This window comes from Rhodococcus sp. UFZ-B548 (assembly GCF_903819475.1).
In the GTDB taxonomy this organism is placed as follows: domain Bacteria; phylum Actinomycetota; class Actinomycetes; order Mycobacteriales; family Mycobacteriaceae; genus Rhodococcus_F; species Rhodococcus_F erythropolis.
Genome location: NZ_CAIJDS010000003.1, coordinates 111,026 through 122,486 on the forward strand (window position 1 = coordinate 111,026; position 11,461 = coordinate 122,486).

The 11,461-nt window shown below is 61.4% G+C and carries 11 protein-coding genes; 8 read left to right on the plus strand and 3 right to left on the minus strand.

Annotated elements, in window-relative coordinates; genetic code table 11:
- The first annotated feature begins 108 nt into the window (after nucleotides 1–108).
- Both H7C86_RS05140 and H7C86_RS05145 read left to right on the plus strand, forming a co-directional pair.
- Nucleotides 109–891, plus strand: coding sequence for a hypothetical protein (locus tag H7C86_RS05140; protein WP_020907762.1), 783 nt, complete (start codon nucleotides 109–111; stop codon nucleotides 889–891).
- 236 nt (nucleotides 892–1,127) lie between these two features.
- Nucleotides 1,128–1,556 carry a PaaI family thioesterase gene (locus tag H7C86_RS05145; protein WP_020969625.1) on the plus strand — a complete coding sequence of 143 codons (429 nt, stop codon included), beginning with the start codon at nucleotides 1,128–1,130 and terminating at the stop codon, nucleotides 1,554–1,556.
- An 87-nt stretch (nucleotides 1,557–1,643) separates the two neighbouring features.
- Here H7C86_RS05145 and H7C86_RS05150 read toward each other — a convergent pair whose 3' ends face one another.
- The gene (locus H7C86_RS05150; RefSeq protein WP_019748456.1) at nucleotides 1,644–3,059 is read right to left on the minus strand and encodes an NAD(P)/FAD-dependent oxidoreductase; all 1,416 of its coding nucleotides are present in this window, start codon (nucleotides 3,057–3,059) and stop codon (nucleotides 1,644–1,646) included.
- A 410-nt stretch (nucleotides 3,060–3,469) separates the two neighbouring features.
- On the opposite strand from H7C86_RS05150, the gene H7C86_RS05155 reads away from it, so the two are divergent.
- The gene (locus tag H7C86_RS05155; protein ID WP_020907765.1) at nucleotides 3,470–4,267 is read left to right on the plus strand and encodes a metalloregulator ArsR/SmtB family transcription factor; all 798 of its coding nucleotides are present in this window, start codon (nucleotides 3,470–3,472) and stop codon (nucleotides 4,265–4,267) included.
- A 421-nt stretch (nucleotides 4,268–4,688) separates the two neighbouring features.
- Here the strand turns inward: H7C86_RS05155 and H7C86_RS05160 are convergent, their stop codons facing one another.
- Nucleotides 4,689–4,982: a hypothetical protein gene (locus tag H7C86_RS05160; protein ID WP_070386236.1), complete on the minus strand. Its 294-nt coding sequence runs from the start codon at nucleotides 4,980–4,982 to the stop codon at nucleotides 4,689–4,691.
- A 58-nt stretch (nucleotides 4,983–5,040) separates the two neighbouring features.
- Between H7C86_RS05160 and H7C86_RS05165 the strand changes: the two genes are divergently transcribed.
- From H7C86_RS05165 to galE, 5 genes are all read left to right on the plus strand, one after another.
- Nucleotides 5,041–7,128, plus strand: coding sequence for a glycosyltransferase (locus H7C86_RS05165; RefSeq protein WP_182261189.1), 2,088 nt, complete (start codon nucleotides 5,041–5,043; stop codon nucleotides 7,126–7,128).
- 61 nt (nucleotides 7,129–7,189) lie between these two features.
- Nucleotides 7,190–7,462, plus strand: a complete 273-nt coding sequence (locus H7C86_RS05170) for a PqqD family protein (RefSeq protein WP_020969628.1) — start codon at nucleotides 7,190–7,192, stop codon at nucleotides 7,460–7,462.
- Between the two features lie 7 nt (nucleotides 7,463–7,469).
- Nucleotides 7,470–8,348 (plus strand): hypothetical protein, encoded by an 879-nt coding sequence (locus H7C86_RS05175; protein WP_235867796.1) that lies wholly within the window; start codon nucleotides 7,470–7,472, stop codon nucleotides 8,346–8,348.
- Nucleotides 8,327–9,457, plus strand: a complete 1,131-nt coding sequence (locus H7C86_RS05180; RefSeq protein ID WP_182261190.1) for a nucleotidyltransferase family protein — start codon at nucleotides 8,327–8,329, stop codon at nucleotides 9,455–9,457. The genes H7C86_RS05175 and H7C86_RS05180 overlap by 22 nt, the downstream gene beginning before the upstream one ends.
- A complete protein-coding gene (galE, locus tag H7C86_RS05185; protein ID WP_182261191.1) occupies nucleotides 9,454–10,488 on the plus strand; it encodes a UDP-glucose 4-epimerase GalE in 1,035 nt (344 codons plus the stop codon). Before H7C86_RS05180 ends, galE begins: the two co-directional genes overlap by 4 nt.
- Here galE and H7C86_RS05190 read toward each other — a convergent pair.
- Nucleotides 10,379–11,443 carry a hypothetical protein gene (locus H7C86_RS05190; RefSeq protein ID WP_259349039.1) on the minus strand — a complete coding sequence of 355 codons (1,065 nt, stop codon included), beginning with the start codon at nucleotides 11,441–11,443 and terminating at the stop codon, nucleotides 10,379–10,381. The genes galE and H7C86_RS05190 overlap by 110 nt on opposite strands.
- Between the last annotated feature and the right edge of the window lie 18 nt (nucleotides 11,444–11,461).

Below are 11,461 nucleotides of genomic sequence, written 5' to 3' on the forward strand. Positions count from 1 at the left end.
TTCCTGTGAATATGCGGTGCCCAGCGTCACAGTTCTTTACTCTTGAATTATGGTGAGGCTAACCTACATTAAGAACCACAAGACAACTTCGGCCGATTGGAGTGCACGGTGACCATCACCTTGACCACCCAGCATGCGGATGTTCGTGAATTCGAACTCCGGTCGAACGCATTGAGCCGCACCAGCGTTCGCCTACGAGCACTCAACCCTGACTATCCGCGCGTCTACGCGGTTGCCGCCATGGCGGGCGAAGGTAAACGGCGTTGGTGGCAACTGAGCGAGGGCCTGTGCGGGGATCGGGTGCATCAGATGTTCGCCCGTTCACTTCAAGATCTCGACAGCGCCGAAGCTGCGGCGATCCAGGTTGCCACGTCACTTATTCATGCCGTGGTCGGCAGGGTGGCCGCGTCGATCGTCTCCGAGGGGTCCGCATGGGACCCGGGGCTCGAGAACCTGTTCATCCACATGGACAGCGACGGCGGGATCGACTGGGCCGGCGTGGTCGACGAAACGCTGCGCGTTGCGCCCAACGGACGGGAGTCCGGCAGTGACGGCGTCGTCGACATGCCGTGTGAAGAAGCGCTCCTTGTCTGGACCGCGCACCGTTGCCTGACTTCACTCCGAGCCATTTATGACGCCGTCGCCAGGTGTGCGCCCGTCGACCAGTTCAGATTCTGGGGCCTGGTAGGGGAGTCGATCCTGGGTGCAGCGGCCTACGTCCCCATCTTGGCCGGTGAGGGCGAATCGGCCGCTCAGCGTCGAGGGCAGGGACTGCTGGACGCCTTTGTCGCCGCCGGGCTGCCGGTTCGTGCGCGCCGCAAGGTCTCGCTACGCCCTCGTTGGAACCAGTTCGACGAAGGGCTTGCTAAATTAGGTCAGCCTTGCCTATGATTGTGGAACACCTCGCAGAGAGCTACACGACGCGAGAGTGACGAAACTGCCGGACCGCGCCGGAGTCCTGAGGGCTGCAGAGACTCCCGGTCCTTCCCACGGCGGGTTTCCCATCGAATGATGGGAAACCCGCCGGTTCTTTTTCCAGACCTGATTCCTAGCTCGAGTTACCTCTCGTGTAATCAGGTAGGGAGTGGCAGCCACACCGGCGCCAGAGAATCACAGATGGAGATGGCATGGTCGACACTGCTGAGACCGCAGAGATGATGAAACGGCTCGGGACGGGCTTCGACGCCACCATCGGCCTGGAATACACCGAACTGAGCCCAGACCGTGTGAGGGCGCAATGGACGGTCAAGCCCACGCTGCACCAGCCCGCCGGGATACAGCACGGGGGTGTGTACTGCTCGGTGGTGGAGTCTCTCGCCAGCGTCGGCGGCACCGTGTGGCTGGGCGAGCGAGGACACGTAGTCGGAGTCAACAACAACACCGACTTCCTGCGCGCAACGCGGGAGGGCACTCTCACCGCTGAAGCCACCCCAATTCATCGCGGACGCACCCAGCAACTCTGGGAAGTTCGCATCACCGACGAGAACGGCCGACTCGTTTCCAAGGGACAGGTTCGCCTCGCGAACATCACCGAGGTGGCGAAGATCGGAAACTGACCACGCGGCAGTCGATCAAATAACGAAGGGCGGCTGTGGAGTTCAACTCCACAGCCGCCCTTCGTTATTCGCCCAGGTGCTGATCGATCAGCCGGCGGCCTTCTGCTGCTTGCCGGCAGCCTTCTTGGCTTCGCCATTCGAAGTGCTGCCGGACTCCGTCGCTTCCTTGTTCTTCTTCTCCAACTCGCCCATCGCGTTTCGCGCGAAGACCTGCTGCTCGGTGGACGCCATCTGAGCACGGCCACGCCCGAAGAACGTCACTGCCCACGACAAGAGCGTCGAGGCGCGTGAACGGAATCCGACGAGGTACAGGAGGTGAATTGCCAACCAGGCAACCCACCCGATGAACCCGCTGATCTCGAGCTTGCCCACCTTGGCTACCGCGCTGAAGCGCGAGATCGTCGCCATACTGCCCTTGTCGAAGTACTTGAACGGAACTCGTTCCGACGGGGACTTTCCATCCAGTGACGCTTTGATCTGCTTGGCCGCGTACTTGCCGCCCTGCATGGCGACCTGAGCCAGTCCGGGAAGCTTGTCGAGCGACATCATGTCGCCGATGACAAAGACGTTGGGGTGTCCGGGAAGCGACAGGTCAGGATTGACCATCACTCGGCCGGCGCGGTCGGTTTCTCCGCCGCTTTGCTCTGCAAGCTGCTTGCCGAGGGGGCTGGCCTGCACGCCGGCGGACCAGACCTTGCACTGCGACTCGATGCGGCGAAGAGTGCCGTCCTTTTCCTTGATGATCAGACCGTCGTTGTCGACGTCGGTGACCATTGCGTCGAGCTGGATCTCGACGCCGAGCTTCTCGAGCGTCTCGGCAGCCTTGCGGCTGAGCTTCCCGCCATACACGGGCAACACGGCAGGGGCGCCGTCGAGGAGCACGACGCGCGCTTCACGAGGATCGATCTTGCGGAAGGCGCCGTCCAGCGTTCGACGGGAAAGCTCGGCGATCTGCCCGGCCAACTCCACCCCGGTGGGGCCGGCGCCGACCACGACGAAGGTGAGCAAGCGCGCGCGCTCGGCGGGATCGTCCGACAGTTCGGCCTGTTCGAAGGCCCCGAGGATTCGTCCGCGCAGTTCGAGGGCGTCGTCGATCGTTTTCATTCCGGGGGCGAACTCCGCGAACTGATCGTTGCCGAAGTACGACTGACCGGCACCTGCTGCCACGATCAGACTGTCGAACGGCGTAACCGTTACGCGTTCGAGCAGACGCGAGGTCACGGTCTGATTCTCGAGATCAATGGTCTCGACCTCACCGAGCAGCACCTGGGCGTTCTTCTGCTTGCGCAGCACCAGTCTCGTGGCGGGAGCGATGTCACCGACCGAGAGGATGCCGGTCGCAACCTGATAGAGGAGCGGCTGAAACAGATGGTGGGTTGTACGCGCGATCATCGTGATGTCGGCATCGGCTTTTTTGAGAGCCTGAGTGCCGAACAATCCTCCGAAGCCGGAACCGATCACCACTACGCGGTGGCGGTGCGGTTCAACCGACTGGATGCTCATTCCGTACTCCTCGAGTTCTAGGCGACAGTCCTACGGTAGTCCCACCGCGGCCGAGCTTCTCTGCGAGCAGTCCGACGCGCGCCGGTGTGTCCGAATCGATCAAGCAGCCTCCGGCGGCGATCACCCCGAGACGCGTGTCATCGTCGCGCCGGGGGTGTTCACCACTTTGTCGAGGTGTCAGCTACTGGCGGACCGACAAAATGAACAGTGCGATGCACCCGCCGACGAAAACCAGGATCGACAGAGCCACCGAGGCATACCCGACACCCACTCCAATTGCTGCCCAGTCCATGTGCCCAACCTCTCTTATGGTGCGATCCGGGATTCAGATCACATCTGCCTGAAGACATCACACCCTATTTATCCCCACTTCCGAAACCCGGCACGCCCAACCATTGACATGCAAGCAAATGCTTGCATATCGTGAAGTTGTGAACGACCGGATGAATGCAGCCTTCAAAGCACTTGCCGATCCCACGCGAAGACTTCTGCTGGACCGCCTGTTCGTAGCCAACGGGCAGTCGCTCGGTGAGCTGTGCGAGAGCCTCGACATGAGTCGCCAAGCTGTCACGCAACACCTCACGGCGCTCGAGGATGCAAATCTGATCAGCACGGTGCGGCAGGGGAGAACGAAACTTCACTATCTCAATCCCGTTGCGCTCGAGGAGATTCGAGAGCGATGGATCAACAAGTTCGAGGTACCGCGCCTGCATGCGCTCAGTGCCGTCAAAAAACTCGCGGAGGAAGCCATGACCGACAAGCCCAGTTTTGTATATGTCACCTACATCGCCAGTACGGCCGAGAACGTCTGGAAAGCACTCACGGACGCGGGGGCCACTGCAGAGTATTGGGGACACAGCAACGTCTCCGACTGGCAGCCGGGATCGACGTGGGAGCACCGCCGGATCGACGGTTCGAACATCGCGGATGTAGTCGGCACCGTAGTCGAAAGCAGCCCACCGTCGAGGTTGGTCACCACCTGGGCTGATCCGAACGGTGAACCGGGCGTCGATATCTCGCGGGTGAGTTTCGACATCGAAGCCTTCGGCGCGATCGTGCGATTGACCGTCAAGCACACCGATTTGGCGGACGAATCGGCTCGCATGGAGGTAGCGGGCGGATGGTCGGCGGTGCTGTCGAATCTGAAGTCCTACCTCGAGACCGGAAATACTCTTCCGGTGGCGCCGTGGGAGATGCCGGTCGGTTGACGGTTGTCGACCGGGACAAACGAGTCCCCTGAACAGGAGGAGATCGCCGTACTTCTGTCCGAACAGTCGGCGCAGTCCGGACTCAAATTCGCATACCCGTCAAATATCGGCGCGTTCAGTCTGTAAAGTTGCCGTAAGGATGCTAGCGTTTTGCCCGACATCGAGTGAGGACGACCTCGTCTCGGACGCATGGGAGAAACGCTATGGGCGGCGACGCTTTTCAGAATGTTCCGGTTGATCGACGCAAGTTCGTCAAGACAGTTCTAGCGGCCTCGGCGGTAACTGTTCCGGTCGTGACATCGATCAGCCTCGGTGGTGCGGCACCGGCCTTCGCAGCCGGTGATACGCCGAACCTCTCCGGAGCTCCTACTCGTGGCCAGCAGAATCCGAATCAACCAGGCGGCGAGCAACCAGGCGGGAATCAGCCCGGTGGTAATACTCCGGGAGGGAACCAGCCGGGCGGAAACGAGCCGGGCAACCCCGGATCGTCGGGAAGTTCGGGATCGTCGGGAAGTTCGGGTAGTTCCGGGAGTTCGGGATCGTCGGGAAGTTCCACAGGTTCCGGATCAACCGGTAGCTCGTCAGGCTCGGGTGGAACGACGACCGCCAAGCCCACCGGGCCGACAGAGCCGACCGTCCCAACTGTCCCAACTGTGCCGACCACTCGCACCGAGCCGACGTTCCCAACCAGCCCGACCAAGCCGACAGATCCCACGGAACCTGCGTAACCGACGTAATCGATACAACGCCACGGGTTCCCAGGGAGCAGACCGATGCCCGAGTTCGACGACGCCCTGCACCGCGCTCTGAAGAGGCTTCAGAGCGCGGTGCCAGTACAGGTGAAAGAAACTCCGCCGCACGGAGAATCTGCCGACCTCACCATTGCAATCGCGACCTACGACGATTTCGACGGCGCATACTTCACGATCCACTCGATCCTGGTCCATCATCGCGAGATTCTGGACAGAGTCGAATTCGTCTTGTTGGACAACAACCCCGAGGGGTTGCCGGCGCCGATGCTCGAATCGTTTGCCGGTTACATCGATCGGTTCCGCTACATCCCGTTCACCGACGTTCGATCGACTGCGGTGCGGGACGTCCTGTTCCGCAAGGCCACCGGAAAGTATGTCCTGGTCCTCGACTCCCACGTGATCCTGGCACCGGGATCGTTGTCGGCGTTGCTGGCGTATTTCGATGCAAATCCGGAAACTGACGATCTGATCCAGGGACCGATGCTCTCCCAGGATTCCTCGCACATCGCGGCCACCCACATGGACCCCAAGTGGCGCAACGGAATGTTCGGCTCCTGGGGAGTTGATCCGCGAGCGAAGCAACACCCGGACGTGCCTTTCGAGATCATCATGCAGGGCCTCGGCTCATTTGCCTGCAGGCGTGAGGCATGGCCGGGATTGAACTCGCACTTCACCGGATTCGGCGGTGAGGAGGGATACATCCACGAGAAGTTCCGGATCAACGGCGGAAAGGTCGTCTGCCTTCCGACATTTGGTTGGCACCATCGATTCGAGCGCCCGGCGGGTGTCCCGTATCGAATAAATTGGGAAGATCGCGTTCACAATTACCTGCTCGGTTGGAATGAGGTCGGATGGGATCTCGACTCACTCCATCGTCAGTTCTCCAGGTACCTCGGTGATTCGTATCCCGAGATTCGTCGCCGTGCCGAACTGAGCGTCCAGCGACCCGAGTTGGTCTTCGGCGGGGTGATCGTTCTCAGCGACGACGGCCGAGTAGCTCCGTGGCGTTCATGCCTGGCGGAGGCCGAGTCGATCGAACTGACCGTTCACCGTGCCATTCCGGCGGAGGACGACGGTCCGGATGGGTGGAGGACGGCCTCATCGTTCGTCGCCGGACTCGACAAGGCGATTCTGCTGGGCTGGAAGTCGGTGGTCTTCCTGGACGAGGCTCGCGTGATCGAACCCGCGGTTATGTACAAGCTGCGGAACATAACAGACGACCTCCCCGCCGAAGCCGATGCGGCCGTCATCCACGCACACGGCGAAGACCTGGTCGGGGCTGCACTGATTGTTCGCGCCGCGGCATACCGAACCTTGCGAGACGAACTCTCTCGGAGCATGGACGGACCCGTGCGGTCCGACTTTTCACTGGCGACCTATCTGCTCGAGCGGGGCGCAGTCGACGTTGTGCTCGATCGCCCACTGTCGCCTGCCCGAGTAGGGGGAGAACCCACCCCGGCTGTCGAGGATTCGAAGTCGGACCTCGGTGTTGTCGTCGTGAATCTTGACCTCGATATCGACAGATGGAAGGCGTCCTGGCATCGATTCATTCGCTTACCGCGCGCAACAGCGGTGGAGAGAGAATCAGCTTTCGAGGACGTGATGAATCAGGAAGCGGCCTTTGCCGTCTCATGGCGTCGCGCGGTTTCTCGGGCGACCGAGAAGAGCTGGGATTCGGTCCTCATTGCAGCTGACGACGTGAGTTTGCTGGATGCGGCTGCGTCGATCCTGGACCACGCACGTGAAGACCTCGATCACCGCGATTGGGATGTCGTCCAACTCGGACACGACGCGAAATCGGCCGACGGAGCGCTGATCGACGGTTCGGCGCTCTTGCGCACCAGTCCGGAGAACCGTGGAATTCACGCCGTCCTCGTTCATTCGCGCGCCTTCGAACGAATTCTGGACGCGATTGCGGATCCGGAGGTAGACCCCGAAGCATTCGAAAAATGGGCGGGCCACTACCAAACTTTGGGCAACTACCTGGTGGATGCGAACGCCGGGGGAGCGCTCACGTGTCTGACGCTCGCACCCGGCATCGCCTCCACACGCAGCCTGATTCGTTCGGGCGCAATCGAATCCGAATACTCACGACGCTTCTCGCTCTGACACCACCCCAAACGCAAATAGCTCAACACGAATATCGGACTGGTTGGAACAAGGAGATATCTTGACGGAACTACTCGAAGACGCGAGGCCTCAGCGCTCACAGACGGTGGAGAGCAATGATCTCACCGACGGTGTCGTGCTGTACGACAGTTCCAGCGAGGTTGCCCATCACCTCAACCCCGTCGCGACTTTGGTGTGGGAACTGTGTGACGGCCGGACCGTCAGTGACATTGTCCAGGCGGTGTCGGAGGTGCTCGAGATCCCTGACCATGACGCGGAGTCGGTAGTCAGCGAGACCTATGGACAGCTGAGCGCCTCGCGTCTGCTGGTGTGAGAATCCCGTGACAGGCAGCCATGTACCACAATTCCGAACGCACTACCTGTGGGTTGATGCGATCGTGCGCGGCCCTGCCATACCCGAACTCGGTGTCATCGAGCATCGAATTGCCAGCCCCTGGCCCGCGGACCACAACGTCGAAGTTCGGATTCAGCGGAATCGATCGACGTTCGGTCGCTGGGACGCCACCATCGACTCGAGCATCGGAGGCAGAAAGGAACCGCTGATCGGTCTCGACGGACTCCACCTCGCGGAGAACGTTTACCGCACTGTGCACCGGGATGTCATGACGGCCGCAGATAACGAACTGTGGACACGCCTGCATGCCGCTCTGGTCGACTGCAACGGTGTGAGAGTGGCGATCGCCGGGCACTCCGGGGCGGGTAAAACCACCTTGGCGCTTGCCCTTGCCTTACGGGGTGCACAACTGCGGGCTGACGAAGGGGTCTTCATTCGCGGTACCGAAGCGGTGGGCTTGCCGCGCCGGGTCCACCTCAAAGCCGGTACGTTCGACGTTCTGCCGGACATCAAGGCGCACGATTCGCTGTATCTCCCGTATACCCCTTCGGTGTGGGCACTGGACCCGTCGACATTGCCCGCTACTCCCAACGTCGATTCGGCGGTTCGCGGAATCGATCTGGTGCTGATTCTCGATAAATGGGACGGGGGTCCTACTCGTATCGCGCCGATGCCCGCACCCCAGGCGATACAGTCGCTGGCCGAGCAATCCGCGTTGTGGTCCGACAATCACGGTCTGACCCTGAGAAACATCGCTGCCCTGCTCTCGAATGCCCCGTGCTACAGAATGATCCGGCACCACGGCGACACCGGCGCCGACACCGTGGAGGAACTGGTGGCGTCATGCGTGACACCCGGTACCTGATTTCGATGTTGGAAGCCAAGCACGGGGCCGACGTCATCCGTTCGTGTTCGCAGCGGGATTGGCCGCGAGTCATCGACGTCGCCGCCAGGCACAAGGTGCTGCCGCTGCTGGCCGCCCGCGCAGTCGATGCCGGCTTCGCATCGGTCCTGCCGGCGAGTTTCGCCGAAATGCTGTCGGAATCCGCAGCTAGCGCGTCGAGTCCGGAATTGACGCTGAGCCTTGTCCATCACCGAAACGCGCTTCGTATCGCGGACCTCGATGCGCAGCGCGTAGAACTGCAAGAGTTGTTACACAGCAGCGGATTTCCGACTGTCGCGCTGAAAGGTGCTGCCCTTCTCGAGCGAAGAATCTGGCCGAACCCGGCGGCACGACGGATGACGGACATCGACCTCTTGGTCGTAGATCCCGCACACGCCGTTCCAGCCAACGACGCGATCATCGACTTCGGCTATCGAATGGTTCGCGCGGACGAGGTGGCAGGGGATTCCATCGATCACGACGATCATCAGGAACCAGCGCTCCTTCGCGACGACCGTCACGGCTCCGTCGAAATCCATTCGCACTTGCTTCCGCGGTTCGCCCGTCACGCGTTGACCCGCGAGTCCGTGGTCCGAGGACTCAGCGCGGAGACCGAAGGATCCAGGCTTGCCCTTTCCGATGTCACGCTTCATGTCATCGCTCACGCGCGGCTTGCCGATCGCGCCTTGATTCGCGCCGATCTGGCGTTGAACAGCGTCTTCGACGTGGGGTACCTGTTCACCTCCGAGCCGTCACTCCCGGCGATGCTCGCGCGACGCCGATTGCCACGCGATGTCCGTCGGGCGGTGAACGTCCACTGGGCTGCGGTGGAATCGATCTTCGGAGTGAGTACCGGGGTGACGACCACCTCGGCGCGTTGGTGGTGGCAATGCACGCTGTGGTTGGCCGATCGCCCACGCCTGCACTCGCTCTACCGCGATCTGGTCATGGTGCCGCTCTTTCTCGACCGTGATCGGCTTTCCATCCGGGACGGGCGCGACCTACGTGGATGGGACTTGGCACGCGCACGCGTATCCCACTTCGTCCGTCGTGCGAGGACTGCCGTCGAAGATGCCGGGGGAGCAGCGTGAAAGTACTGATCACCGGCGGAGCGGGATTCATCGGAAGCACCGTGGCGTCGAAGTGCGTCGACGCCGGGATCGATGTCGTGATTCTCGACAACCTGCTGACCGGCCGTGCCGAATTTGCGCAGAGATTCCCGTTCTACCGCGGCGACATCGCGGACGAGAAACTGCTCGACAAGATATTCGCAGATCATCCCGATATCGATGCCACAGTTCACTGTGCGGCCTTGATCGTGGTCGGAGATTCCGTGAGTAGCCCGGCGCGGTACTACGAGAACAACGTATCCAAGTCACTGACGCTGGTATCGAGTGTCCTTCGGAACGGGTGTGAGCGCCTCTTGTTCAGTTCCTCTGCTGCGGTGTACGCGCCGAGCGACGGTGGGTGTGTCGACGAACATTGGCGGATCGCACCGCAGAGTCCCTACGCGCACAGCAAGGCTCAGTTCGAAACGATGCTTGACGACATCGTGGCGGCCACAGGATTATCGGCGATATCTCTACGCTACTTCAACCCTGTCGGGGCAGACCCGGAGCTGCGAAGCGGAACAGCGTCGGCACGCCCGACCCACGCACTCGGAAAGCTGTTCGAATCATATTCGGCAGGAATACCTTTCAGGATTACGGGGACGGATTGGCCGACGCGCGACGGATCGGGTGTGCGTGATTACGTTCATGTCTGGGACCTTGCAGACGCTCATGTTCGAGCACTCGAAAGGTTCGACCGGGTCACCGCTGATTCATCACGCATGACTGTGGTCAACTTGGGCAGCGGGCGGGGGACGACGGTGTGGGAATTGGTACACACATTCGAGAACGTGCTCGGCGAAGAAATCGACGTGGTCGTTGCCGACCGACGCACCGGTGACACTGCCGGCGCCTACGCGTCGAACGATCGTGCGTTACGACTACTCGGATGGGTTCCGACGTTCACCCTGGAACAGGGGATCGAGGACACTGCACGGTGGCTGGCCGTACGGGCGCACCTGCTGAATTCTGCGCCGCTGAGCGTCGGCTTGGTGGCTCGCCCTCGACGGTGATGTTGTTGCTTCGTAGCCAGAATGTGGCGTCCGGATCCCACCCGGCGAGCACGGTGGCCCCCGAGTTGGCCGACAACGGGATCGCGATGCCTGGCGTGGTCAGATAAGCCATCAAGGTCAGGTGGACGGCGTCGTAATCTGCGGCGACCGAAACCCAGTCCGGAATGAACCAGTCACGGTATTCACCGGTCGTGTCGTACCAAACGGAGCGTCGTGAAGCGGGCACTGGCAGGGGATAGGTATCGACCAGATTCGCCCAGTCCCGCGGACCGGTGATCTCGTAGATGCGGGGCGCGCCGTAGATCCTTACCGGCTGCACCCGCGCCTCGTTCGAGGAGCTGTCTTCTTCGAGAAACACCCCGAGGGCCCCGATACCGTCGCGGGCCCTGGTTGTTTCGGTTGTGCCGTTGGCAAAAGGGGTAGACCACCATTCGCCTCCGATGTTACGGTCCGGATCTTCGATCTGGTATTCCAGAAACCGGCGTTCGGTATCGAGTGCCTCATCGCGCCACTGTTCGAGGCCGTCCTTCGTGGGGTAAATCCGCAGGGGTAGGCCCGACCAGCCGTAAATAGGGTTTCGCTTTTCAACCAGATTCTGGTTCAGACGGTCGATCGGCTCGGTCCACCAGGCGGCGTGTGGCGAGTCGAGTAGTGCTCCGGCAATCGGTCGCAGCGCCGCTGCGACATCCGGCCGGACGAAGATCAGGTCTTCTTCGTCCGGCGGCTCCCAGTAGCGTGCGCAATCTACGGCATACGCAAGACAGTGCAGAATCTCGAGTTCGGACATCTCGGCGATTGCCCGGATATCAACAGCGCCGAGAACTTCGAGCGCATGTTCCGGCGATTGAGGCCAGTGTCCACCGGATGTGCGTGCGCTGGCGCGGCACGCGTGCCCGACGTTCGCACAGAAGCGACGGCCACGTGGTGAACCGAGGACGAGTGCAACGGAATCCATGTGAGCAAAGCTAGCGGA

What these genes read in the sequence shown, in the direction of transcription:
- H7C86_RS05150 (WP_019748456.1), bottom strand. Translation starts at nt 3,059, where the DNA reads ATGAGCATCCAGTCGGTTGAACCGCACCGCCACCGCGTAGTGGTGATC.
- H7C86_RS05145 (WP_020969625.1), top strand. Translation starts at nt 1,128, where the DNA reads ATGGTCGACACTGCTGAGACCGCAGAGATGATGAAACGGCTCGGGACG.
- H7C86_RS05165 (WP_182261189.1), top strand. Translation starts at nt 5,041, where the DNA reads ATGCCCGAGTTCGACGACGCCCTGCACCGCGCTCTGAAGAGGCTTCAG.
- H7C86_RS05190 (WP_259349039.1), bottom strand. Translation starts at nt 11,443, where the DNA reads ATGGATTCCGTTGCACTCGTCCTCGGTTCACCACGTGGCCGTCGCTTC.
- H7C86_RS05180 (WP_182261190.1), top strand. Translation starts at nt 8,327, where the DNA reads ATGCGTGACACCCGGTACCTGATTTCGATGTTGGAAGCCAAGCACGGG.
- H7C86_RS05155 (WP_020907765.1), top strand. Translation starts at nt 3,470, where the DNA reads ATGCTTGCATATCGTGAAGTTGTGAACGACCGGATGAATGCAGCCTTC.